The sequence below is a fragment of the Acinetobacter sp. 24-47-39 genome (assembly GCF_056783825.1).
The window spans coordinates 444,007-469,304 of the sequence record NZ_JBWYIP010000001.1; the positions used below are offsets into that span (position 1 = coordinate 444,007).

General features: G+C 37.7%; 27 protein-coding genes. 14 read left to right on the forward strand and 13 right to left on the reverse strand.

Annotated features, from left to right (window positions below; all coding sequences use genetic code 11):
* Positions 1-67: 67 nt before the first annotated feature.
* The 3 genes from recA to AC1M9C_RS02130 all read right to left on the reverse strand — a co-directional run bounded on the left by recA (position 68) and on the right by AC1M9C_RS02130 (position 2,374).
* Positions 68-1,111, reverse strand: coding sequence for a recombinase RecA (gene recA, locus AC1M9C_RS02120; RefSeq protein WP_035263652.1), 1,044 nt, complete (start codon positions 1,109-1,111; stop codon positions 68-70).
* Positions 1,112-1,257: 146 nt separating this feature from the next.
* Positions 1,258-1,698, reverse strand: coding sequence for an RNA-binding S4 domain-containing protein (locus tag AC1M9C_RS02125; RefSeq protein ID WP_035263651.1), 441 nt, complete (start codon positions 1,696-1,698; stop codon positions 1,258-1,260).
* Positions 1,682-2,374 carry an HAD-IA family hydrolase gene (locus tag AC1M9C_RS02130; RefSeq protein ID WP_481953129.1) on the reverse strand — a complete coding sequence of 231 codons (693 nt, stop codon included), beginning with the start codon at positions 2,372-2,374 and terminating at the stop codon, positions 1,682-1,684. Before AC1M9C_RS02130 ends, AC1M9C_RS02125 begins: the two co-directional genes overlap by 17 nt.
* A gap of 297 nt (positions 2,375-2,671) precedes the next feature.
* Here AC1M9C_RS02130 and AC1M9C_RS02135 point away from each other — a divergent pair, with 297 nt between their 5' ends.
* The 3 genes from AC1M9C_RS02135 (at position 2,672) to AC1M9C_RS02145 (ending at position 4,779) form a co-directional block, all read left to right on the forward strand.
* Complete coding sequence (locus AC1M9C_RS02135; RefSeq protein WP_171076720.1) at positions 2,672-2,809, forward strand: hypothetical protein; 138 nt, start codon at positions 2,672-2,674, stop codon at positions 2,807-2,809.
* 322 nt (positions 2,810-3,131) lie between these two features.
* On the forward strand, positions 3,132-3,980 hold the full coding sequence (locus AC1M9C_RS02140) for a 3'(2'),5'-bisphosphate nucleotidase CysQ family protein (RefSeq protein WP_481587497.1): 849 nt from the start codon (positions 3,132-3,134) through the stop codon (positions 3,978-3,980).
* A 61-nt stretch (positions 3,981-4,041) separates the two neighbouring features.
* Positions 4,042-4,779, forward strand: coding sequence for a histidine phosphatase family protein (locus tag AC1M9C_RS02145; protein ID WP_481587496.1), 738 nt, complete (start codon positions 4,042-4,044; stop codon positions 4,777-4,779).
* A gap of 78 nt (positions 4,780-4,857) precedes the next feature.
* Here AC1M9C_RS02145 and rpsT read toward each other — a convergent pair whose 3' ends face one another.
* Positions 4,858-5,127: a 30S ribosomal protein S20 gene (rpsT, locus tag AC1M9C_RS02150; protein ID WP_035263646.1), complete on the reverse strand. Its 270-nt coding sequence runs from the start codon at positions 5,125-5,127 to the stop codon at positions 4,858-4,860.
* Between the two features lie 215 nt (positions 5,128-5,342).
* Here rpsT and AC1M9C_RS02155 point away from each other — a divergent pair, with 215 nt between their 5' ends.
* From AC1M9C_RS02155 to AC1M9C_RS02185, 7 genes are all read left to right on the forward strand, one after another.
* Complete coding sequence (locus tag AC1M9C_RS02155) at positions 5,343-6,008, forward strand: Rossmann-fold NAD(P)-binding domain-containing protein (protein ID WP_179998082.1); 666 nt, start codon at positions 5,343-5,345, stop codon at positions 6,006-6,008.
* Between the two features lie 11 nt (positions 6,009-6,019).
* Positions 6,020-6,529 carry a ribonuclease E activity regulator RraA gene (gene rraA / locus AC1M9C_RS02160; RefSeq protein WP_035263643.1) on the forward strand — a complete coding sequence of 170 codons (510 nt, stop codon included), beginning with the start codon at positions 6,020-6,022 and terminating at the stop codon, positions 6,527-6,529.
* Positions 6,530-6,559: 30 nt separating this feature from the next.
* A complete protein-coding gene (locus tag AC1M9C_RS02165) occupies positions 6,560-7,345 on the forward strand; it encodes a glutathione S-transferase N-terminal domain-containing protein (RefSeq protein WP_481953130.1) in 786 nt (261 codons plus the stop codon).
* A gap of 99 nt (positions 7,346-7,444) precedes the next feature.
* On the forward strand, positions 7,445-7,795 hold the full coding sequence (locus AC1M9C_RS02170) for a hypothetical protein (RefSeq protein ID WP_035263638.1): 351 nt from the start codon (positions 7,445-7,447) through the stop codon (positions 7,793-7,795).
* Positions 7,796-7,896: 101 nt separating this feature from the next.
* The gene (gene mfd, locus AC1M9C_RS02175; protein WP_481587535.1) at positions 7,897-11,355 is read left to right on the forward strand and encodes a transcription-repair coupling factor; all 3,459 of its coding nucleotides are present in this window, start codon (positions 7,897-7,899) and stop codon (positions 11,353-11,355) included.
* Positions 11,356-11,578: 223 nt separating this feature from the next.
* The gene (locus AC1M9C_RS02180) at positions 11,579-12,016 is read left to right on the forward strand and encodes an HIT domain-containing protein (RefSeq protein WP_035263634.1); all 438 of its coding nucleotides are present in this window, start codon (positions 11,579-11,581) and stop codon (positions 12,014-12,016) included.
* Between the two features lie 52 nt (positions 12,017-12,068).
* Complete coding sequence (locus AC1M9C_RS02185) at positions 12,069-13,511, forward strand: adenylate/guanylate cyclase domain-containing protein (protein WP_481587494.1); 1,443 nt, start codon at positions 12,069-12,071, stop codon at positions 13,509-13,511.
* Between the two features lie 64 nt (positions 13,512-13,575).
* On the opposite strand, the gene fdx is transcribed toward AC1M9C_RS02185, so the two are convergent.
* From fdx to AC1M9C_RS02225, 8 genes are all read right to left on the reverse strand, one after another.
* A complete protein-coding gene (gene fdx / locus AC1M9C_RS02190; protein WP_035263630.1) occupies positions 13,576-13,914 on the reverse strand; it encodes an ISC system 2Fe-2S type ferredoxin in 339 nt (112 codons plus the stop codon).
* 16 nt (positions 13,915-13,930) lie between these two features.
* A complete protein-coding gene (gene hscA, locus AC1M9C_RS02195; RefSeq protein WP_035263628.1) occupies positions 13,931-15,790 on the reverse strand; it encodes a Fe-S protein assembly chaperone HscA in 1,860 nt (619 codons plus the stop codon).
* 37 nt (positions 15,791-15,827) lie between these two features.
* Positions 15,828-16,343: a Fe-S protein assembly co-chaperone HscB gene (gene hscB, locus AC1M9C_RS02200; protein WP_092766335.1), complete on the reverse strand. Its 516-nt coding sequence runs from the start codon at positions 16,341-16,343 to the stop codon at positions 15,828-15,830.
* 101 nt (positions 16,344-16,444) lie between these two features.
* Positions 16,445-16,765, reverse strand: coding sequence for an iron-sulfur cluster assembly protein IscA (gene iscA / locus AC1M9C_RS02205; protein WP_035263624.1), 321 nt, complete (start codon positions 16,763-16,765; stop codon positions 16,445-16,447).
* 30 nt (positions 16,766-16,795) lie between these two features.
* Positions 16,796-17,182 carry a Fe-S cluster assembly scaffold IscU gene (gene iscU, locus AC1M9C_RS02210; RefSeq protein WP_035263622.1) on the reverse strand — a complete coding sequence of 129 codons (387 nt, stop codon included), beginning with the start codon at positions 17,180-17,182 and terminating at the stop codon, positions 16,796-16,798.
* A gap of 103 nt (positions 17,183-17,285) precedes the next feature.
* Positions 17,286-18,503 carry an IscS subfamily cysteine desulfurase gene (locus AC1M9C_RS02215; RefSeq protein ID WP_481587492.1) on the reverse strand — a complete coding sequence of 406 codons (1,218 nt, stop codon included), beginning with the start codon at positions 18,501-18,503 and terminating at the stop codon, positions 17,286-17,288.
* A 1-nt stretch (position 18,504) separates the two neighbouring features.
* Positions 18,505-18,978: an Rrf2 family transcriptional regulator gene (locus AC1M9C_RS02220; protein ID WP_035263618.1), complete on the reverse strand. Its 474-nt coding sequence runs from the start codon at positions 18,976-18,978 to the stop codon at positions 18,505-18,507.
* Between the two features lie 140 nt (positions 18,979-19,118).
* The gene (locus tag AC1M9C_RS02225; RefSeq protein ID WP_481587491.1) at positions 19,119-19,769 is read right to left on the reverse strand and encodes a hypothetical protein; all 651 of its coding nucleotides are present in this window, start codon (positions 19,767-19,769) and stop codon (positions 19,119-19,121) included.
* Positions 19,770-20,002: 233 nt separating this feature from the next.
* Between AC1M9C_RS02225 and AC1M9C_RS02230 the strand changes: the two genes are divergently transcribed.
* The 3 genes from AC1M9C_RS02230 (at position 20,003) to AC1M9C_RS02240 (ending at position 22,866) form a co-directional block, all read left to right on the forward strand.
* Complete coding sequence (locus tag AC1M9C_RS02230; protein ID WP_481953186.1) at positions 20,003-20,431, forward strand: phasin family protein; 429 nt, start codon at positions 20,003-20,005, stop codon at positions 20,429-20,431.
* Positions 20,432-20,599: 168 nt separating this feature from the next.
* Entirely contained in the window at positions 20,600-20,872 is a 273-nt protein-coding gene (locus AC1M9C_RS02235; RefSeq protein ID WP_035263613.1) for an HU family DNA-binding protein, read from the forward strand.
* 128 nt (positions 20,873-21,000) lie between these two features.
* Entirely contained in the window at positions 21,001-22,866 is a 1,866-nt protein-coding gene (locus AC1M9C_RS02240) for a SurA N-terminal domain-containing protein (RefSeq protein ID WP_481587490.1), read from the forward strand.
* Positions 22,867-22,940: 74 nt separating this feature from the next.
* Here AC1M9C_RS02240 and AC1M9C_RS02245 read toward each other — a convergent pair whose 3' ends face one another.
* Positions 22,941-23,873, reverse strand: coding sequence for an AraC family transcriptional regulator (locus tag AC1M9C_RS02245; RefSeq protein ID WP_481587489.1), 933 nt, complete (start codon positions 23,871-23,873; stop codon positions 22,941-22,943).
* 188 nt (positions 23,874-24,061) lie between these two features.
* Between AC1M9C_RS02245 and AC1M9C_RS02250 the strand changes: the two genes are divergently transcribed.
* Positions 24,062-25,273, forward strand: coding sequence for an alkane 1-monooxygenase (locus AC1M9C_RS02250; RefSeq protein ID WP_481953131.1), 1,212 nt, complete (start codon positions 24,062-24,064; stop codon positions 25,271-25,273).
* The last annotated feature ends 25 nt before the right edge of the window (positions 25,274-25,298 follow it).

The following is a 25,298-nucleotide window of genomic DNA, read 5'->3' on the forward strand; positions in this document are numbered from 1 at the left end:
TTTAAATCCATGCACTTAAACAAAAGCGCCCAGAATTTGGGCGCTTCGATTTCAAATTTTTGAAAACTTATACTTCAAATAAATCTGCTTCTTCGTCATTTTCTTCAGTTGGAGCTGGTGTCGCTGTGGTTAACAACTGTTCACGAATCATGCGATCAAGATCTTGCGCAAGTTGAGGATTTTCCTCAAGGTGACGAATCACGTTGTTCTTACCTTGTCCAATCTTGTTGCCTTGGTATGAATACCAAGCACCAGCTTTTTGAACAAGTTCTTGTTGTACAGCGAGATCGACCAATTCAGCAAGCTGATTTGTACCTTTACCGTACATGATTTGGAATAATGCTTCACGGAAAGGAGGTGCCATTTTGTTCTTCACCACTTTAACGCGTGTTTCAGAACCAACTATTTCATCGCCTTCTTTCACTTGACCAATGCGGCGAATATCTAAGCGTACAGAAGCATAGAATTTGAGCGCATTACCACCAGTAGTGGTTTCTGGACTTCCAAACATGACACCAATTTTCATACGAATTTGGTTAATGAAGATCACCATGCAGTTGGAGCGCTTTGCATTACCTGTAATTTTACGCAATGCTTGGCTCATCAAGCGTGCTTGTAGACCCATATGAGAGTCACCCATTTCACCTTCAATTTCGGCTTTAGGAGTTAAGGCTGCAACAGAATCGACAACAATTAAGTCGATAGCGCCAGATCGTACCAGCATATCTGCAATTTCAAGTGCTTGTTCACCGTGATCAGGTTGTGACACCAATAAGTTATCGATATCTACACCAAGTTTGCGAGCATATTGAGGATCTAAAGCATGCTCAGCATCGATAAATGCACAAGTACCACCAGCTTTTTGACATTGCGCAATCGCTTGAAGTGTCATGGTGGTTTTACCTGATGATTCTGGACCATAAATTTCAATAATACGGCCTTTAGGTAAACCACCAATACCTAGTGCGATATCCAATGTAAGAGAGCCTGTAGATACAGCTTCTACAGCTTGAACAGTATTGTCACCAAGGCGCATTACCGTATTTTTACCAAATTGTTTTTCAATTTGGCTTAAAGCAGCACTCAGTGCTTTGCTTTTATTATCATCCATCTCATAACCTCAAAACGATGTAAATCACTGATAACTTAAGTGGATGTCTTTAATTAAGTCTAATGTCCACGGCATTTATAGTGACAGAAAAAATCGGACTGTTCTATAATTTTAAACTTCAAAACGACAGTATTTGTCGCTTTAACTTATTCATCATCGTATGACCAAACTTCGTCATATTGCTGACCATTTTGTTGACGGAATCTTGTAATATCACGTCGATCTTTTTTGCTTGGTCGATGATCTGGTCGTGCAAGATTATGCAATTTTCTTTGTGCAGAAAGCAACTCACGACGCGCGATACTGACTTCAGTTTCTTCATAGAGTAATTGTGCAGTAGGTGCCCCGCCTCGTACAGATGATAATGCTTTCACAATGACGGTTTTCTTTTCAAATCCCTGCTGAATCGTTAACTCCATTCCTACACGTACTTCTCTAGAAACTTTAACACGATCATTGTTGTGATGAACTTTACCACCTTCGATTGCTGCTTTGGCAATTGAGCGGGTTTTAAAAAAGCGTGCTGCCCAAAGCCACTTATCAATTCGCATTGAATCTGTGATTTTAGTTTCATGCTGTTTTGACATTCATTTCTTTCTCATGGTTAATTTGGTCTAAATAGGGGATTAATGATCTTAGATCATTGATTGCAGGATACTGAAGTTTAGACCTTTCGCGCTCAGGTTGAGCGCTAGATGGTTGGGTAATTGTGATTAGATGCTCAATACCAAAAGATTTAGCACCTTCGAGTACAACCGCAGTATCATCAACGAGAACGCAGTGACGAGGTTCAAATGGGTGCATTTGCTGTAATTGATCCCAAAATTCAAAACGCTCTTTAGCAAAACCGATCGTTTCGCTGCTGATCATCACTTCAAAATAAGAGGTGAGGTCAACTTGATTCATTTTCAATGCCAAACCTCTTTCATCAGCATTGGTGACTAACCACATTCGGTATCCAGCTTGCTTAAGACTTGATAATAACGCAATGCATCCCTGTCTCAGCTTGATGAATTCTTTGTGATCGTGTTGAAGCTGAAAGGTATCAACGCCGACTTTGGCTGTCCAAAAGCGCGTAGAATACCAATCGAGCGTGTGCTTATGATCTTGATAAAATTTAAATAGAATTTGATTGCTCTGATCTAAACTGATTTGATGAGTTTTGGCATGTCGCTCAGGGAGTTTGTGATTCCAAATTAAATCGTCAAAAGCAAGATCGAGTAGGGTTCCATCCATGTCGAACATGATGATGGGTTTATTCATTCATCTTTCCTCAGGTATTGTTGCAATTTAGCACAAATAAAAACAACAAAATGGGCGTTATTTAAATATCGACTTACACCATCATTTGATGCAAAAGGTTGAACTCGCATCAGCATTTTAAAATTGAACTTCAAGAATGGGTGTGCGTGGTGACTTCTATATTTCATTCCATTCGCATTATATCGAATTAGATGTGTGAGGTCACAAATTTAGATATTGAGAATGAATACAAAAATAGTATAGAAGTCGCTATGAAAGCATCATATTTTTTGAAAATGGTGCATAGGAGTTTGAAGTATGACAAAACATGATAATAGTTCGAAACCACACAAAGAATCTAATGAGGATAAAGGGAATCAGGACTCTTTTAAAAATAAAGAGCCTGTAAAAAAACCGAATGAACAGCCTGAAAGTCCAGTCAAAGAGCAAAAATAAAAAACAAGCCTTCTTTAAGAAGGCTTGTTTTTTTATGTTGATACTGACTCTAAGGCGCTCTCTGATTTTTGGAACTATTGCGGGTGTTATTTAAGATGTATTGAGGGTTGTTGGCAATCACGCTTCGGATTTTGTTTTAAAAGTGTTAGAGTTCTTATGATTGAAATGGGTTATGTGTTTCAAAGTGGTTATATTTTATAGGTTTGCTACTATTAATATAAATCCAACAATGCAAATTAAATCACGCTGCATTTTAGGCTGAGGTTCTTAATATGATCGTCGTGCTTAGAGTGTGTAGCGCCAGAAAAAATAGGTTTTATCCATGTTTATCACAACGCATGCTCCCCAAGATCAACAAATGTTAAATTTGGTTCCGATTTTGGCTGTTGCAAGCCAAATATTATTAGAAGAATATCAAAACTATTGTGCTGGACGTGATTTTAAAATCAACGAAAAAGATGACCATTCTCCTGTAACTCAAGCAGATTTAAAGGTAAATCAATATCTGCTCAGAGAGCTTGCAAAACTTACACCTGATATTCCAATCATTTCTGAAGAAAGTGATTATTCGGAGCGACATGAATGGCCTCAATGTTGGATGCTAGACCCTTTGGATGGTACGAAGGAGTTTATTCATGAGCGTGATGAATTTACGATTAATCTGAGTCTTATTCAGAACCATCAAACTGTATTTTCAGTCATAGTCGTGCCGACAGAGCAAGTTATGTATATGGGCTATTTGACGGATCTTCCTTATAAATATTCATTTATGAACAATATTTGGGAAAAATATTGCAAATTTAAAGCCTCACCAGTCGATGCCATCCAAATTGGACTCAGTCATAGTAGTAAAAATCCTAAGTATCAACACTATATTGATTATATTGAAAGAGAAATACCGGTTATACGTCGTGAAGCTGGAAGTGCTTATAAATTTTGTATGATGCTTGAAGGTGAGATAGATATTTACCCAAGATTTCATCCAACCTCTGAGTGGGACACTAGTGCTGGACAAGGCTTGCTAGAGAGTATAGGGGGTGGTTTATTGACCTTAGATTCTGTGCCATTTACCTATAATCAGCGTGATACTGTTTTGAATAATGGTTTTATCGCATATCGTGATCCTGAAATGAGGCAATTGGCTTTAGATGCGTTGTCAAATGTACTTTAGGGGAGTGGAACTATAATTTCATCGTGTTATAGTCAAATTAATTTCATTTATTAGAATTATTATGTCGCTGAAGTTGCTTCCTCCAAGTATGCTCAGAGCAGTTGACTTACTGCCCGATGTTGCTGTGCCTGTTACACTATTTACTCGCCACTCAATACGTGAAATGGTGGTGGGTCAAGGACTCGCTGGATATGATTTGCAATTAACTGATCAAGGTAAGGATCTGGCGCAGGCTTGGGGGGCTTATCTTATAGATCAAACAGATCGTATGATAGAACACTGTATTTCTAGTCCAATTCAACGTTGTATTGATACTGCTGCACTGATGATTCAAGGTGCTGATCAAATCAATCCTAAGTCAAATACCCATCATATTAAGATTGTTGAGCAGGGGCTTTTGGTCGAGCCTGGTAGCTTCGTTTTAGATATCGATCAAGCTGCGCCATATTTTAAGCAACAAGGTGCTTTGGGCTTTATTAATAGCTTTGTAAACAATACCTTACCTGGGATGAAGCAGCCAATTACAGGTGTGGTTGATGTTTTACATTTGCTTTATCAAACTCACCCTCAACAGAATCATGGATTAAGTTTGGCGGTTAGCCATGACACTATTCTGGCTGGTATTCTGGCTGTGATTTCAGGTAAAACACAGATTCGTCAGCATGATTGGCCAGAAATGATGGAAGGTTTGTTTGTTTGGTTTGAAGGTGAAGCATTCATAGATGCAAAATTGAAATGGATATGGCGTGGTGAATGTAATGAATTATCTATTCGTGAATTTGTAGAGCAAGAAAGATAGTAATTTTAATATTATTTAAGTATTGTTGATAAATTAAAGATATAAAAAAAGCCCTTAAAGGGCTTTTTTTAACGCAACTTAGTTAGAAGCTAAAGCTTTAACTTGTGCATTTAAACGGCTCTTATGACGAGCAGCTTTGTTCTTGTGGATGATACCTTTGTCAGCCATACGGTCGATTACAGGTACTGCAGTTTTGTAAGCTTCAGAAGCTGCTGCATAGTCACCTGCAGCGATCGCTGCTACTGTGCGTTTAAGGTAAGTACGAACCATAGAACGTAAGCTTGCGTTGTGTTTACGTGCTTTAACGTTTTGACGAGCACGTTTTTTTGCTTGAGCAGAGTTTGCCACTCGTGCACTCCTTGAAATTGATTGGTCTGGGCGGGCTGAAATTTCAACTAAATACAAACATTAGAAGAATTTACACCAGCCCGTAAACAAGTGCCATATTGTGATTAAATGATGCGGCAAAGTCAAGTCTTGACATGCTTTGACAACATTTTTGATGCAGATAAAATGCGGTTAGCACGTTAGATTATATGAATATTGGAAGGAATGGCGAAAAAATGATTAAAAATATTAAAAGTGCAATAGTTATAGGGGCAACTGGTTTAGTTGGTCGATCTTTGGTAAATCATTTGAATCAATTGGTAGATTGCGAAAGAATTGTCGTAGTTGTTCGTAAGCATGATGAACAATTTGAAAAGTTCACTAAAGTTGATCAGTTGGTCATTGATGACTTTTTAATGTTAAATGATGAGGACGCTTCTGGATTCTCACATGCGTTTAGTTGCCTAGGAAGTACAATTAAAAAAGCAGGCTCTAAAGAAAATTTTTACAATATCGATTTTGAGATAAATGCTCATTTTGCTGATTTGCTCGTGAATACCGATACTTTTTTTGCAATTGTAAGTGCGGAAGGTGCGAATGAAAGATCTCCATTCTTTTATAATCAAGTGAAGGGAAAGTTAGAAAATTATCTAAAATCATTATCACTCTATCAATTGGCGATCATTCGACCTTCACTCTTAATTGGTGAAAGAGCTGAAACAAGGACACTAGAGGATATTTCTCAGAGTATTTTCAAGCGAGTATCGCAATTTCTGCCAAATACATTCAAATATAAGCCAGTGACAGCAGAGCAAGTCGCTAATACTATGGTCGTGAGCGCAAGAACTCAAAATGAAAAAATTAAGATTTATGATAATTTAGAGATTCAAAAACATAACTGAGGGTATAAAAAGTGACAACGCCAACATTTGTGACGTGTGATTTACTGGATGACCATCCTGATTTAGATATTCAAGTATTGTATCCATCTATTGATGGAAAATTCTTTAAAAGTTACGGCGGTGTAAAAAGCTTTGGGGGTGAAGCTGTCACTGTTAAATGTTTTGAGGACAATTCACGAGTAAAAGAGTTACTCGCTACAGATGGGCAAGGCAAAGTTTTAGTTGTAGATGGTGGTTCTTCCATGCGTTGTGCATTGATGGGAGATATGATTGCTGAGTCTGCCGTTAAATATGGATGGAGTGGTGTCATTATTAATGGTTGTGTCAGAGATGTTGATGCCATTGCGAGTTTAAATCTAGGCGTGCACGCACTTGCGGCTATACCTCAAAAAAGTAATCGTAAAGGGGTGGGCGAAACCAATATCACGATTCAAATTGGAAATATCACAATCCAACCAGGTGATTATATCTATGCAGACAATAATGGAATTATTGTGTCCAAGACAAAATTAGTCGATTAATTTAAATAAAACAAAAACGAGGTAATCAGTATGGTGATTCATCAATTAAAAGTGGCTCAGGCGCTAGCTTCAGCTGTTGCAGAAGGTGGACGTGGGACTTCAGGTACACCGTTTCCTAAACAGCCAGAAAAAGCATTAAAGCTTTACGAATTTGAAGGATCACCATTCTGTCGTCGTGTAAGAGAGGTGTTGACTTTACTTAATCTTGACTACGAAGTGTATCCTTGTCCGAAAGGTGGAAGGGTCTATCGAGATCAAGTGAAAACACTTGGTGGTAAGATTCAATTTCCTTTTTTGATTGATGAAAATACTGGGGCTAAACTTTACGAGTCTCAGGATATTATTCACTATCTTTTTAAGCATTATGGTGAGAAAGGTCAAACACCGAAGCAATTCTCACATTACCCCAAATTGCCTGTAGTTGCTCTAGCTGGAACACTGATTAATGGTGCTCGTGGGATTTTTATAAATAAAGCGATTAAGCAGAGACCACAACCCAAGCATTTAATTGAGCTGTGGGGGTTTGAAGCGAGTCCATACACCAGAATCGTGCGCGCTGAACTCACAGAACTTGAATTACCTTTTAAGTTTCACAATGTCGCTAAAGAGCGTTGGCAGGATCAAGGACCAGCGATTTTAAGATTGAAGCCTGGGAAATATATTCCTTTGGCTGGCGGTAAACGCGAGCAGGTTGTAAAGGTAATGAATCGCAAGGGGAAGGATATACAAGTCCCGTACTTAGTTGATCCTAACACAGGCGTAAAGTTGTTCGAATCGAAGAAGATTGTAGAATATTTAAGAAAAAATTACGGTTAATTTTAGTTTGAGTGCTTTTTGGTCATGAATATAGGTGTATTCGTGACCAGATGCTAAGATAGACCATCATTTTGAGTTTTCAGCTTTTCTTCCCAAACTATGTTTAAAAAAATTTCTGATTTGTTTCAAAAAAAACCATCGGCTGAGCAAGTTTATTTACAGACTCATCAAATTCGTTATGATCCTGAATTAGGATATATTATCGATGACGTTGTTTTGAATGAACTAAATGAAAGATTGTCATATTTTTCGAACCGAAAGGTTACTCGTTTTGATGATTTGGAAAATTTATTTTATCGGGGAATGTTGATCAAAGAGAAAATAGATCTTGAGTTGAATACAGGTCGTTTTACTACGAGATTAGGTAATAATCAACAGAATCTAGAACAGTTAAAAAAATTCGTGATATTGCTCAATGATTATTATCGTGAATTCAAACGTGAGCGCTAATGTTTGCGACTGAATGTTTGTGATATCTAAAAATAACTCATTCTCGATTTTGAACATGATAAAATAGTGCAATGTCCTACCAGACTTTTAAAGCGATCTTCATGTTCCAAAAAGAAATTTCTCAACTTAATCTATCACAAATAAAATCTGGCGAAAAAAGATGGTTAGGGGCGCTTAAAGGCTCTGCCATCGCTTTGCTTTTAAAAGAAATAAGTCAAAACTCTGATCGACTCTTTGTTCTGGTAGCTAGAAATAATCAACATTTAGCTCAACTTGAGAGTGAACTTGAATTTTATGGTGTGAAGCCCACCATCTTTCCAGATTGGGAGATCTTACCTTACGATCGGTTGTCTCCGCATCAAGATATTGTCTCAGAAAGATTATCAGTGCTCTCTAATATGCCAGCAAAAGGGATACTACTCATTTCAAGCACAACTTTGGCACAACGTGTTGCGCCGACGTCTTGGGTGTTAGGTGAGCATTTTGATATTAGCGTTGGGCAAAAATTTGATTTAGAAAAGCAGAAACAACGCCTGATTCAGGCTGGTTATCATTTGGTCGATACTGTATATGATCATGGAGAATTTGCTGTTCGGGGAAGTTTAGTTGATATTTTTGCTTCGGGGCAAGATGCTCCAATTCGAATAGATTTGTTTGATGATGAAATTGATTCTTTAAAATTTTTTGATCCAGAAACTCAAAGGACCACGACGAAACTTGAACATTTTAAGGTTTTACCAGCTAAAGAGTTTCCTTTAAAAGAAGGTAGAGCTCAATTTCGAGACCGTTATGCTGAAGAGTTTCCAACGGCGAACCCGAAAAAAAATCCAATTTATCAGGATGTAATGGAGGGTATATCTTCACCGGGATTGGACTATTACTTTCCGCTGTTCTTTTCAAAAAAAGAAATGCTAGAACAAAGTAGTATTACATCATACTTACCAAATCATTCCATTGTCATTACAGATCGCAATATTGAAAGTGAATTAACTCAATTTTGGAAAGATATTTATCAGCGTTATGAAGACCGACGTCATAATGTTGATCAACCTTTATTAGCTCCAGAACAAATCTTCTTTCAACAAAATCAAATTTTTGAACAACTCAATCAGTTTCCTCGTATTATCGCATCTGACGAAGTTTTTGAACCTAAAGCGGGTGTAATTAATACCTCTGCTGAACAGCCACCTCGTTTAGCGGTAGAGCCTAAACATCAACAGCCATTTCATGCTGTAAAATCATTTATTGATGCTGCGCAACACCCTGTCTTACTCGTCGCTGAAAGTGCGGGACGTCGTGAATCGTTAAAGGACTCCTTGCGAGCAAGTATGGGTGAAATTCCTGTTGTAGAGCATTATCAGGAGTTTATTAATCAACAATATTCAGTAGCAGTAACGCATGCACCACTTGAGCGTGGCTTGGAGATTAAAGGACAAATATCTGTCATTTCAGAAAATCAACTCTATGAGCATCGTGTTGTACAACGCCGTAGAAAACGCCAGCATGAAGTTTCTGAAGAGTTCTTAGTTAAAAGTTTAACTGAATTAAGTATAGGTGCTCCTGTAGTTCATATTGATCACGGTGTAGGTCGCTATGCGGGATTAGTGACTTTATGTATTGATGATCAAGACCACGAATTTTTGCAACTTAATTATGCTGATGATGCCAAAGTCTATGTTCCTGTCACCAATTTGCATCTGATTAGTCGATACAGTGGAGGTGATCCTGATTTAGCACCACTGCATAAACTTGGTACTGATGCTTGGAATAAAGCTAAGCGCAAAGCACTAGAACAGATACATGATGTTGCAGCCGAACTTCTTCATATTCAAGCAAGACGCCACTCAAAACCAGGTATTCAATTTGAATTAGATCACACTACTTATATGCAGTTTGTCAGTGGTTTTGCTTATGAAGAAACGCTTGATCAAGCGAATGCTATCGAAGCGACTTTATACGACATGCAACAAGCTAAACCAATGGATCGTTTAGTCTGTGGTGATGTTGGATTTGGTAAGACAGAAGTAGCGATGAGAGCTGCTTTTGTTGCTGTACAGAACAATAAGCAAGTTGCTGTTTTAGTTCCAACAACTTTACTTGCGCAACAGCATTATGAATCTTTCAAAGATCGATTTGCTGATTGGCCTATCCGTATTGAAGTGTTATCTCGATTTGGCTCAAATAAAACACACTTAAAAACGATCGAAGATTTGGCAGAGGGTAAAGTTGATATCGTCATTGGAACGCATAAAATTTTGCAGGAAAATGTCCAGTTTAAACAACTTGGATTGATGATTGTTGATGAAGAACATCGCTTTGGTGTGCGAGATAAAGAACGTATTAAAGCGATGCGTGCCGATGTAGATATGCTGACGCTAACCGCTACGCCAATCCCGCGTACCTTAAATATGGCGTTTTCAGGTATGCGTGACCTCTCAATTATTGCTACACCACCTGCACGCCGTCTCGCTGTTAAGACCTTTGTCAATGAGCAGACCGATGCCACGATGAAAGAGGCGATCTTGCGTGAACTATTACGTGGTGGTCAGGTTTATATTTTGCATAATGAAGTGGATACCATTGAACGAGCGGCTGAAAATATTCGGTTGTTAGTTCCTGAAGCTCGGGTTGCAGTTGCGCATGGTCAAATGCGTGAGCGTGAGTTAGAACAGGTCATGCAGCAGTTTTATCATAAAGAATATAATGTATTGGTGTGTTCGACCATTATTGAAACGGGAATTGATGTACCAAATGCCAATACAATTATCATCGAGCGAGCAGACAAGCTAGGTTTGGCACAACTTCATCAACTGCGTGGTCGTGTGGGGCGCTCTCATCATCAAGCCTATGCGTATCTGATGGTTCCGTCTATTAAAGGCTTAAAAGGTGATGCTGAAAAACGACTTGATGCCATTCAGCGTGCTTCTACTTTAGGCGCTGGTTTTGTATTGGCAACAGAGGATTTAGAAATACGTGGAGCAGGCGAGCTTTTAGGTGAGCAACAAAGTGGTTCAATGCATGCAATTGGATATAGTCTATATATGGAAATGCTTGAGAAAGCGACTAAAGCTATCCAAAATGGTAAGACTCCTAACTTTGATGCCCCTTTGTCAATCACGGCTGAAATTAGTTTACATATGCCTGCATTAATTCCAGATGAATATTTAGGTGATGTGCATCAGCGTTTATTGTTCTATAAGCGAATTAGTAATACGGATACACAAGAAAAACTCGATCATATCCGTATGGAGCTTATCGATCGTTTTGGTGTGCTACCTCAACAAGTGAAATATCTTTTTACTGTTCATCAGGTGCGTATAAAAGCAGAAAAATTAGGTATTACCAAGATTGACTTGAGTAAGCAGGGTGGCCAAATTGAATTTTCACCTGATACTCCTGTTCAAGCGATGAGTATTATCCAAATGATGCAAAAACATCCGACATTTTTTAGAATGGACGGTGGTCAACGTCTGAAAGTGATGGTTATGCTTGAGGAAAATGACAAAAGAATTCAGTTTATTAATGATCTTTTAGATGAATTGATGAGAGGGCTCAACTGATCTAAGTTGGGCTTGAATCTAGACTTGTTCATTGCTCAAAATGCACTGGCTGACAGTCAACTTATAGGTAGATTTTTTAGCGATGAGTTGCAATGAATGAGTGAGATTCAAATCAATGAAATACATATTTTTTTGTATCGAAACACATGACTAATAATACTCAGTCTAAAACTGTTGTGTTAGTATTAGCTATCCATTTAATTTTTGCGTCATTTATAAATATATGTTTAGTTTGCATCCACAACTTGCTCAAGATACTTTTTTTGTTGGCGACTTTCCACTTTCAACTTGTCGTTTAATGAATGACATGCAATTTCCATGGTTGATTTTGGTGCCGCGTGTTCCTGGTGTAACTGAATTATATGAATTAAGCCAAGCAGACCAAGAACAATTTTTAAGAGAATCTAGCTGGTTATCTAGTCAATTATCTCGAGTTTTCCGTGCGGATAAAATGAACGTTGCAGCACTAGGAAATATGGTTCCTCAACTTCATTTTCATCATGTAGTTCGTTATCAGAATGATTCTGCATGGCCTAAGCCTGTTTGGGGTGCTTCACCTGCAGTTCCTTACAGTAATGATGTTTTAGCGCATATGCGTCAAACGCTCATGCTCGCGCTACGTGGTCAAGGTGACATGCCTTTCGATTGGCGTATGGAGTAAATACGTCAATTTCAGGGAAGAATAAAAATAATGTGAATTGAGGTAATAGCAATTGCCATTTGAACGAATGCTGGATAAAGAGCCACAGCAATTTGAAGTACTCCTCAGGATGATGGGGTATGTGATGATCGCGATTCTTGTTGTGATCTATTATTTCACTTCACAAAACCAAAATTATCAGATTTTATACCCTCTATTTATTTTCTTGCTGATTCTATTAGCGCCCCGAATTTCACACAGTATCCAATATCGTTATGGTAGTAAAACCAGACGTTTTGCGTTCTTTATTATTGATGTTGTTGTTGTAGCTACCGCCTTAGCAGCAGTGCATTTAAGTTTGTTGCCAACATTTGTTTTCCTGTTTGGATTAGTGTATACCGCCGTTAATAATAAAATTTCGATGATGGTGAGTTCGATTGCAATTTTAGTTGCGATCATTGTTTTTTATATTTGTACAATTTTTATTTTTGGTTTTGAAGATTATTTCCAGCAAACTTCAATCGAATTGTCCGTAGTCTCGTGTATATGTGCGATTCTTTTTGTGAATTTTGCTAATTATTATCAGAATCGACGTGTAAAAAAATTAGATGTTCAACGTCAAACTTATTTTAAAGAAATGAATCGATATATTGAGTTATCGAATCAGTTAAGCCGCTATGCACCAATTCAATTGTGGCAATCAATCATGCGTGGTGAAACTGAAGCTAAACTTGAATATAAACGAAAAAAAATTACGATTTTTTTCTCTGATATTCAGGGATTTACTGAGCTTTCAGAGACTCTTATTCCAGATGACTTAGCTTTTGTTTTGAATGACTATCTGAGCCATATGACTGAAATTGCCAAGCAATATGGTGGAACAATTGACAAGTTTATGGGAGACGCGATTCTCATTTTCTTTGGAGATCCAGATTCGCAAGGGGTTGAACAAGATGCCAAAAATTGCATCGATATGGCGATGGCAATGCGTCAACAAATGAAATTTTTGCGTGAACGCTGGGTGAAAATGGGATACTCAGCACTGCATATACGTATGGGCATTAGTACTGGTTATTGTCACGTTGGTAACTATGGCGCAGTTCATCGAATGGCATATACCATTGTTGGGCGGGATGCGAATTTAGCTGCAAGACTTCAAAATGCTGCAGAAATTGATGAAATTTTAATCTCGGATGAGACTTATAAGTTAGTTAAAAACTATTATCTTTGTGCGCCTCAGGAACCTGTAGAACTGAAAGGGATTCATGGTTCGATTAAGAGTTGGCAGGTAATGGAAAAATATAGCACCAAGCAAACCCATCAACATTGGTTTGATTATGAGTACAAAGGGTTTCAGCTGGTGCTGAATATGGAAGAAGTACAAAATTACGAATATGCTGAATTAATCGCAGTTTTAGAAAAAATGATTGAACGTATTAAACTTCAGCAGGATTTAACCAACTCTTCTGGTATTGTGAAATTAAAACTATCTGATGAAGTAAAATATCTAAATTAGGATTTTATATCTACACAAATAAAAAGGTCACTTAAGTGACCTTTTTTTATAGTTTTACAAATGATTAATGATTTTCAGAAGCATGGTTAATCGTGTACTTCGGAATTTCAACTTCTAAATCATCATTTTCAATTTTTACTTGGCAAGAAAGACGTGAATCTGGCTCTAGACCCCAAGCACGATCGAGTAAATCTGCTTCTACATCATTCATTTCTTCAAGACCATCAAAACCTTTACGAACAATGACATGGCAGGTCGTACAAGCTGCAGACATATCACAAGCATGTTCAATTTTGATACCATTTTTTAGTAGGCTTTCGCAAAGATTGGCATTTTGCTCAACTTCAAACTCAGCACCTTCAGGGCAAATTTGCGCATGTGGAAGAACTTTAATACGTGGCATAAATTTTTACCTATGTTTAGTTTGAGTTTGACCAATCGTCAAGCTTAGTGCCTTTGAGAGCATGATCAATATGTTGATTCATTCGTTTTGCAGCAAATGCATCACTATGAACTTTTAACGCAGCAACAGCAGCTTCAATTGCTTCAATATCAGAAGTTTCAAGTTGTTGAGCCAAATGAGTTTGTGCAGAAATTAAATCCTGAGCTTCCTGTTCAGTCAAGAGTTTAATATCAGCTTTAAGCGCTTGAGAAAGAGCTTCAAGTTCTCGTTGAGCTTCAACTTTAGTTTCATGTAAATGACGAAGGGCTTTATCTTCTGCTGCAAATTTAAAACCATCAACCAGTAGGCGCTCCATATCAGTATCAGATAAACCATACGATGGTTTAATATCAATCTGAGCTGAGACGTTAGATGTTGTTTCACGAGCAGATACCGATAAGAGACCGTCAGCATCGACTTGATAAGTCACTTCAATGCGTGCTTGACCAGCAGTCATCGGTGGAATGCCGCGTAAAACAAAACGTCCGAGACTACGGCAATGTTCTACTAAATCGCGCTCACCTTGGACAACATGGATTAACATCGCAGTTTGACCATCTTGATACGTGGTGAACTCTTGACGACGAGCGACAGGAATTGCAGTATTGCGTGAAATTAATCGCTCTACTAATCCACCCATGGTTTCAATACCAAGTGATAACGGTGTTACATCAAGTAGTAAAGAACCATCGGTGCTATTACCAATTAATTGGTTGGCAGTAATTGCAGCACCAATTGCAACGACTTCATCTGGATTAATGGTACACAGAGGTTCTTGACTAAATACTTCTGCTACAGCTTTTTGTACCGCATAAGAGCGAGTAGAGCCACCAACTAAAACGACATTTTTAATATCGTCTAATTCCAATTTAGCATCACGTAATACTCGTTTGCACACTGAAATCGTTTTATCTAGAGCAACTTTAATGATGCTTTCAAACGTTGCACGATCCAATGTTAATTCGTTTTCTAAAAGCTGAAGATTAACTTGATCTTGATCCGATAAAGCTTCTTTCGCTTTACGTGCTGCAACAAGGAAGTGTGCATACTCGTTATCATCTAAGGTCTCGATATTGAGTGATTTTTTAGCCCACTTGACGATAAGACGATCTAAATCATCGCCTCCAAGTGCAGTGTGTCCACCTGTAGAGAGTACCTCAAATACACCCTGTGAGAAACGTAGGATGGATACGTCGAAAGTACCACCACCTAAGTCGTAAATCACATAATTTTGATCTGTACTTAAATTTGTTGCTTGATCTAAACCATACGCTACAGCTGCTGCTGTAGGTTCGTTTAATAATCTCAGTACGTTTAAACCAGCGAGCTGTGCAGCGTCTCGTGTTGCTTGACGTTGTGCCTCATCAAAATAGGCAGGTACTGTAATGACAGCACCATTTATGGGATTTTTTAAACTTGCTTCAGCGCGATCTTTTAGATTTTTTAGAATTTCAGCAGAAATTTCAACAGGTGTTTTACGACCTTGTGCTGTTTCAAAAGCAGGCATCTGATTGTCTTCACCCACCAATTGATACGGGTGTTGAAATTTAATATCAGCTTTTGAGCGTCCCATAAAACGTTTTACAGAAACAATAGTATTCTGTGGGTCACGAGTTATAAACGGTTTTGCGTCATTGCCGAGCACAGTAGAGTTTTCAGCATAATGTACGATAGAAGGAAGTAACACTTGACCTTGTTCATCGTTTAGAACTTTAGGTTTGCCAGAAAGCACAGTTGCTACAAGAGAGTGGGTCGTACCTAAATCAATACCAATAGCAATGCGATGTTCATGTGGCGCACTTGATTGTCCAGGTTCAGCAATTTGCAAGAGTGCCATGTGTTAAATCCCTTGAAAATAAAACAAAAAAATAAAATTAGAATTCGTCATCTAAATCAAAATCTTCATCATCGAGAATACGATCTTCAGCTTGATGTATATCGTTCATCACTTTTTGGAAGAAACGTAATTTTCGAACAGTATCGCGAGACTCAGCCCAATCTTCAGCTTCATAGTCTATTTTGAATTCGCGAACTAAACCATCAATCCATTGTTGCACTTCAGTTTTTAAAGATGAAAGTTGTTCAGAACTTTGAGCTTCATCTAATTGTTCACGAATTTCTAATGCAGATTGTAAAAATTCGAAATCATTGATGGATTGATCTAAATGATAGTCTTGTTTTTTGAGTGTAAGTAAATATCCAGCACGGCTGTCAACTTGAGATAAAACTTTATAAGCTTGATTAATTTCGCTAGATTTGATCAAGGCCTGGTCTTTATTTTCAGCTTTATCTGGATGATATTGTTGCTGCAATTTTAGAAAGTTAGCTTTCAAAGTTGCTAAATCAATATCGAGTGCTACAGGGAGATTAAACAACTCAAAATGATTCATGGATTGGAAATTCCAAAATAGTGAAAAATAAAAGTGGGCGCTGAATAGAATTAAAACAGTGCAGGGCACTGTTTTAATCAGGTAAAAAGAGAATGATTATCTTAAACAGTGAAAGATTCACCACAACCACATTCACCTTTTTTGTTTGGGTTGTTGAATTCAAAACCTTCGTTTAGACCATTTTTAACATAGTCCATTTCCATACCTTCTAGATAAACAAGGCTCTTCGGATCAACGAAAACTTTAACCCCAAACTGTTCAAAGACTTGATCATGTTCATCAACTTCATCAACGAATTCGAGAACATAAGCCAATCCAGAACAACCTGAAGTTTTCACACCAACGCGAATACCTTCACCCTTACCGCGATTCAATAAATAATTGCTGATATGAGTTGCAGCATTTTCAGTTAAATTGATCATGAAAACTCCATTCAATCATCAAGCGCTAAATTAAGCTTTCGCTTTTTTGCTACGGTAGTCTTCTACAGCAGCTTTAATTGCATCTTCTGCAAGTACAGAGCAGTGTACTTTTACAGGAGGAAGCGCAAGTTCATTTGCAATATCAATATTTTTGATTTGCTGTGCTTGGTCTAAAGTTTTACCTTTTAGCCATTCAGTTACAAGTGAACTTGAAGCAATTGCAGAACCACATCCGTAAGTTTTGAAGCGAGCTTCTTCAATTACACCATTCTCATCCACTTGGATTTGAAGACGCATAACGTCACCACAAGCTGGTGCACCGACCATACCTGTACCTACGTTTTCTGCGTTTTTATCTAAAACACCAACATTACGAGGATTTTCGTAATGATCAATCACTTTTTCGCTATAAGCCATGATGCGTCTCCAAACCTCAGGGTCGGCTGATAATATTTAATATGGGTGCATCTTATTAAATTTCAATATTTAAGCTTAATAAGATGCATGTGTTTGGTTTAAATTAGTGTTCTGTCCATTCAACTTTTGACAGATCAATCCCTTCTTTGTACATATCCCAAAGTGGAGAAAGGTCACGTAATTTTTCTACAGCAGCTTTAGTTACTTCTAGCACATGATCAATATCTTCTTCAGTCGTATATTTACCAAAACTGAAGCGAATTGAACTGTGTGCTAACTCATCAGATAAGCCTAATGCACGAAGAACATAAGAAGGTTCTAATGTTGCAGAAGTACAAGCTGAACCAGATGAAACAGCAGCATCTTTAAGTGACATCATTAAAGATTCACCCTCAACGAAGTTAAAACTTACGTTTAAGTAGTTTGCTACGTTTTGAGTCGGATGACCATTTAAGAAAACTTGTTCAAGATCTTGTAGACCATTCCAAAGTTTGTCACGTAGAGTGCGTAAACGAGTTTGTTCAGCAACTAGGTTTTTACCTGCAAGTTCAAATGCTTCACCCATACCAACGATTTGGTGAGTAGCAAGCGTACCAGAACGCATACCGCGCTCATGACCACCACCATGCATTTGAGCTTTAAGACGCACACGTGGACTACGACGTACGAAAAGTGCACCGATACCTTTAGGACCATAAATTTTGTGAGCAGAGAAACTCATTAAATCAATTTTCATGGTTGATAAATCGATTTCAACTTTACCAGCAGCTTGAGCAGCATCTACGTGGAAATATGTCTTATTCGCGCGAGTTAATTCACCAATAGCGGCAACATCAGTCACAGTACCAATTTCATTATTGACCATCATTAATGAAACAAGAATTGTATCAGGACGTAAAGCAGCTTGAACCATTTCAGGAGTAATTAGACCTGTTTGAGCTTCTGGTTCAAGATAGGTAATTTCAAAGCCTTCTTGTTCTAATTCACGGCAAGTATCTAAAATTGCTTTATGTTCAATTTTACTCGTAATAATGTGTTTGCCTTTTGAAGCGTAGAACTGTGCAACACCTTTTAGTGCAAGGTTGTCAGATTCTGTAGCGCCAGATGTCCAAACGATTTCGCGTGGATCTGCTTTTACAAGATTTGCAACTTGCTCACGAGCGTATTCAACTTTTTCTTCAGCTTGCCAACCATATGCGTGCGAACGTGATGCAGGGTTACCAAAAGTCCCATCGAATGTAAGGCATTCCATCATGCGCTCAGCAACTTGTGGGTCGACTGGAGTCGTTGCAGCATAATCAAGATAAATTGGACGTTTCATGTCAAATACCTGTAACCGATAAAAGGGCTGAATCTAATGGAGCTGTATTCTGGCGGATCGCAACAGTTTGAACGTTATCGCGAGCAACTAAATCAGCAAGAGAGATTTTAGCTAAGTAATCGGCAATGTGGAGGGAGAGTTCTTGCCATAAATCGTGAGTTAGACACATTGCGCCATTTTGGCAGTTACCTTTGTGGTCACAACGTGTTGCATCAACAGTTTCGTTTACAGCTTCAATAATTTCTAAGACCGTAATATCAGAAGCATTACGCGCTAAATGGTATCCACCATTAGCACCACGTACACTCGAAACCAAGCCATGACGCTTTAATTTAGCAAATAGTTGTTCTAAATAAGCCACAGAAATAGTTTGGCGAGTAGCAATTTCTGCCAAAGTAATGGTTTGTTCAGTCGGCTGCAAAGCTAGATCAAGTAATGCAGTCACTGCGTAGCGACCGCGAGTGGTTAAGCGCATGATTCGATACACGTGTAAAAGGCTAGATGATGAAATTTTATGAATTCCGACTAATTTAGTCAAGTATTTTTTTCTAAAAACCAACTAAATTAATCGGAATTAAATATGGCGAGGATTCAAACAGATAAAACTTTATTATTTTAATAAATATTCAATAAATTATACACGATTAAAGCCACGAATAGAACCGAAACTATCCCGAATGCAATGTTGATACGTTTTTGGTTGGATTGCATGCGACGCATACGATTTTTATATTGTTTTACCTCTACTTGAAGTGTATTGATTTTAGATCTTTGTAAGTCAATTTTTTCAAGTAATGGTGCAATGCGTTTTCTCGAAGCCTTTGTATCTTGGTCTTCAGAAGCTGTTGTTAACCAATTTTTCCAATCTGAAAGTAATTTCGGTGTTGAGAGATGCAATGCTAAATCTCTGAATTCGTCTTTAAGGGTTTGATCACCTTCAATACGCATTTTTTTCAAACTTCTGCGGTTTGCAAACCCGAAAATTTGAATGATATCGACTAAAGTACTACTTACCTTGAGGTTAGGTTCTTTTTCTGGCGCTTGAAGGTCAAATAAGATGCCTTTATCCGTAAATTGGATATAAAAGTCAAAATAGGGGATATAGCTATTCATTTTAATTGTAATTTGTTGTTCTACAAATTTTTTTGCTTGAAGGCGAACAACACGGTCATGTTTTAAGACGAAAGAATAGAATGTCTCTAAAACTAACATAACAATGTTAAGCAACAAACGGGTATGACCTTGTTGTTGTTGCGATTCACTCATAAATAAATCCTATTCAAATTTAATAAATCTAAAAAGTTCTATTAACACAAACTTAAATTAAGTCTAAGATTACATCATTTATCATTGCTTTGTAGAACAGTTTTGAACAAGGTTCAATAGCGATATTTGATATTATCAATGTATTTTATGCACGAATAGTCAGTTTAGAGGCTAAAATATACAGGAGTGTAACGGTGGATCAAGATGTAAATAACAATAAAGAACAGGAATTAATGGACAACTCACAACCTGCAAACTCACGTAAAACAAAGCATCAACGTAAGTCCACACTTGATTTTCGTAAATATACTAAACAAATTTGGCTTGCTGGTTTAGGTGCTTTTTCTCGCGCAGAGGAAGAAGGTAATAAAATGTTTGACTCTTTAGTCAAAGTCGGTGAAGAGCTTGAATCTAAAACGGTTGAATTTACAGATCAAACAGTAATCAAAGTTGCGGAAAAAACTAAAGAGTCTGTTACGGATAAAAAAGATAAGGTGGAAAAACTTTTAGATCATGGGGTGAGTACTTCGCTTAATCGTATTGGGCTCGTCTCAACTAAAGATGTACAACATCTTGAGAATATGATTTTAGATATTCACCAGAAATTAGATGTGCTCATTGCTGAAAATCAAGCTTTACGAGCCAAACTTGAAAAAAAATGATGGATTTAGAGATAAAACTGTAATTTTGGTATTTTTTGTCGCTTATTTTGATCAAAACAGGTCGAGCAGTATTGCGTTTCCCCCCAAAGCATTGCTATAAAGTCGTCATGGCCTTTTAAAATACAAGCCTTGGATTTTAAACAAACGATATAAGAGGACGTAATCTTCATGAATAAATCAGAATTGATTGATGCAATTGCAGAGAAAGGGGGATTGTCTAAGACTGATGCTGGTAAGGCATTGGACGCGACTATTGCTTCTATTGGCGAAGCGCTGAAAAAAGGTGACTCTGTTACTTTAGTAGGATTTGGTACTTTCAGCGTTAAAGATCGTGCTGCACGCACTGGTCGTAACCCGAAAACTGGCGAAGAATTACAAATTAAAGCAAGTAAAGTTCCTAGCTTTAAAGCTGGTAAAGGTTTAAAAGATTCTGTAGCTTAATTCTTATTAAGTCCAAAACGCGCCGACTTGGCGCGTTTTTTATTAAAAAGAAAATTTATGGCTTCATCTGATATATTCGGTTTGGATTATCAGTTAGAATCGCTTTGAAATAAAATATTGGAATACCTATGGAATCGTTTCGTAAACTCATTAAAGGGTGGCTCGGCAAAGTCCTTCTAGTATTATTTTTGACACCATTGGCATTGGTCGGTATTGAAGGCTATTTCGGTGGTGGAAACAAAGATGGGATTGCTAAAACCGTTAATGATTTAGAAATTTCTAATAAAGAGCTAGAAGTTCAAACTAAGAATTATAAAGATCAATTCTTACAAATGGTTCAAGGTGATGAATCACTTCTGAATCAATCGTATATTGAACAATTGGCTCTAGATAGTTTAATTGATCGTGCTTTATTGGTTCAGCAGGCTGAAAAGTTAGGCATCAGTTTAAGTGATGCTCAGATTGAACAAATGATTGCTCAACAGCCAAGTCTGCAGGTTGATGGTAAATTTTCACAACAAGCTTATGAAAACTATCTTCGATCAATTAATATGACGAGCCAGGGTCTAATCCAAAATTTAAGACAAGATCATGCGCTTCAAATGTTAGTTTCAAGCATTCGTGATAATTCTTTGGTAAGCCAAAGTGATATTCAGCAAATCGCAAATCTACAAGGTGAGCAACGTACGTTATTTATGTCATCTGTAAAATTGGATGATTACAAAACGTCTGTAAAAATAACTGATGCTGAAGTCGCTGCTTATTATGAAAAACATAAAGTGCTGTTTAAGCAACCTGCCTCAGTTGATCTTGATTATGTATTGGTAACGCCTGCTATGGTAGCAAATGCCACAACAACTGTTACAGATGCAGAATTAAAACAAGCTTATGATCAATATGTAACTCAACAAAATAAAAATGCCAAAGTTGAAGTCCAACATATTTTGATTACAACAGATAATCGTACTGCGCTTGAGGCTGAAAAAATAGCCAATGAGGTCTATGCAAAAATTCAATCAGGATTATCTTTTGCAGAGGCTGCTCAACAGTATTCTGAAGATTCTAGTTCCAAAGATAATGCGGGTCGAGTTGATGGTTATGAAGCCGGTGTATTCGGTGATGCTTTTGATAATGCAGTTCAAGCTTCAAAAGGTACGATTTCTAAGCCAGTAAAAACTGATTTTGGTGTACATATTATTCAAGCTAAAGCTGCTCAAGTGAATGTTGCTAGTTTTGAGTCTGAAAAAGCACGTCTTGAAGTTGATTTATTAAAATCTAAAAATGCCAATGCTTATTCTGATTTAGTGAATGGTTTAAATGAGCTCGTTGTTAGTAGCGACGCACTAGATGTAGTTCCTCAGGAATTAAAATCGGCTAAATTGGTTACTGCGAATAATGTAACTCTTGCCACTCAAAATACAGTCCTAGCGGATCCTGCTGTTAAAGCTAAGATCTTTAGTCAAGATGTAAAAAATGGTGATCGTAACGCGACCAGCAATATACAATTGGCGAATGGTGATACAGTTTGGTTAAAAGTTCGTGAATACCGTGAAGCTGGTGTTCAACCTTTATCAGTAGCCAAAGCGAAGGTCAAAGAAAAGCTGTTGAATCAAAAGGCATATGAAGCTGCTCAAGCAAAAGTTGCTGCGATGTTGAAGGATTTTAAAACACTACCTTCACAGCAGGTTTTAACTAAGCATCAGCAATCTTTCGTAAATGCTGGTGTTTTTACTCGTTCTCAAGGTCTTAAACGAGAAATTGAACGTGCTGCATTTAGTGTGCCTGCACCTAAAGCAGGAATGTGGTCTGTGACTACAGCTCAATTACCAAATGAAATGGTAATTATCGGTGTGGCTGAGGTAAAAAAACCATCGATGGATTCGATTTCGGCTGAAGAAAAACAGCAGCTTGCACAGCTTTATCAAAACTATCGTGGTACACAATTACTTAAAGATTACACTGAGTATTTAAAGTCAGTTGCAAAAATTAAGTAACTCACCCAGTAATTCTATCTTCATAAAAAAGCACTTCGGTGCTTTTTTATTTTGCTATGATTTATTCAATTCGATTAATTCAAATAAGTATTACGATATTGGCTTGGACTGCATAGATAATGTTTTTTGAAGGCTTGACTAAATGCAGTCTCTGATGAATAACCAACTTTGTGTGCGATTTGTTGAATTGAAAGCTGGCTCAAGCGTAAAAGTTGACTGGCTAATCTTAAACGGTGTTTCTGTAAGTATGCTAATGGTGTTTCATTCACCATATTTTGAAATAAATGAGCGAATTTTGAACGCGACATAAAGCAAGTTTCTGCCAATGATTCTACAGTCCAGTTTCGTTCTGGTTGGCTGTGAATCGCTGAAAATGCAGGGCTCAGTTCTGGGTGAGTAAGAGCATTTAACCAGTTATTCTGGTCTGTAAGCGTGGAAATGTAATCTCTCACGCATTCGATTAACATAATACTCACCACGTGATCCATAATCTTATGGCGACCCGGTCGGTTCATCTTGGTTTCATCAGCCACGAAATAAAGCCCGATCCTTAACCACTCCGGCTCTCTAGCATTCAGTGCATTGTTTAAATGGATATAAGTGGGTAAGGCTTGAATCAATGGTCCACCCATAATACTGTCCATATTAGATCGTATACTGAAGATGAGAGATTTCTCAGATTTATCATCTTCGTCACCGAGGATAATTTCATCATCTCTTAAACCTTTAAATAAATGATCTATTTGAGTAATGTTGACTAATCTTTGTTCTTGATGGCTATAGGCTTGATGTGACATTCCAGAAGGAATAATTGCCATATCTCCAGCTTTTAAGTGTAGCTGTTCGCCATTTTGAAATTTAAAAAAGGCTTCACCGTATAATAAAATATAGGTAATCATGGCTGTTTGATGACTTAACTCAAAAGCCCATTTACCTTGTGCTTGAAGGTAGAGATATTCCGTATTTTTGAGGTGAATATCTTCAAAAACTTGACTGAGGGCATCCATGTTTTTCGTATATTCCCTATACGCTTACAATTGCTGAATCTTAACATGTGTAAAGATTTCTATAATGTATTTTATCTTCAAAATCGTTGTGGAAATACGACTCAATAGCTTTTTTGGACGATTACGACTGTATTTGAAATTTGAAATGACCAAAGATAAAAATAAGAAATAGAAAAGGAAAATTGCAAGTGAATGCAAAGGTAAAAGTTGAAGAGTTATTGAGTCAGAACCCGATAGCGCAAGGCTTACAACTGGATAAGAAGCGTTACTTATGGTTGCTTAGTCCAGCACTGCCTGTATTAGGGATGGGCTTTTTGGCTGGATATCAATACGGACCTAAAGCAACTAAAAAATTGTTTGCATTAGGTGGACCTTTATTATTACACGTAATTATTCCCACCATTGATGCTTTGGTCGGTACTGATGAGAATAATCCGAGTGATGAGCAGATCAAAAAATTAGTCAGTGATCCTTACTATGATCGTATAGTAAAAATGTTTGTTCCTTTACAATATGCAGCCAATTTTTTTGCCGGATATGTTGTTTCACGTAAAGAAACTCCATTGTTGGATCAGTTATTGATTGGTTGTACAATGGGATTGATCAACGGTATTGGTGTGAATACTGCCCATGAACTATGCCATCGTCCAAAGCGTGCAGATCATTATTGGTCACACGTGACACTAGCACCACTTGGATACAATCATTTCCGTATTGAGCACCCATATGGGCATCATAAACGTGCTGCTACTCCAGAAGATCCAGCGACCTCTAAGATGGGTGAGACCTTTTATGAGTTTCTTCCAAGAACCATTAGCGGTGGCTTGAAGTCGGCAATACAGATTGAGAAACATCGATTAAATCGTAAAGGTGAATCGTTCTTTTCACTGAAAAATGAACTATTTCACGGCGCAGCCATTAGTGCAACTTTTCACGCAACGATGCTAAAACTGTATGGTAAGAAAATTTTACCATTCTTAGCCATTCAGTCACTTTATGGTGTGACTTTATTCGAAATGGTCAACTATCTTGAGCACTACGGCTTATTGCGAGAGAAGAAAGTAGATGGAAGTTATTCGCGTACTATGCCTGAACATAGTTGGAATAATAATAACATCACAACCAATCTATTCTTATACCAGTTGCAGCGCCATTCGGATCATCATGCTTATCCGACACGACCATTCCAAGCATTGAGAAACTTTGAAGAAGCGCCAGTGTTGCCAAGTGGATATGCGACGATGTTGATCCCAGTTTTAATACCTAAGTTATGGTTTAAAATTATGGATAAGCGCGTATTTGACCATTATGGTGGCGATTTAAATAAAGCCAATATTCATCCTAAACGACGAGCAAAAATTTTTAAAAAATTTGGTGTTATTGATAAATTACTGGGCTAACACTCAAAAATAAAAAAAACCGACC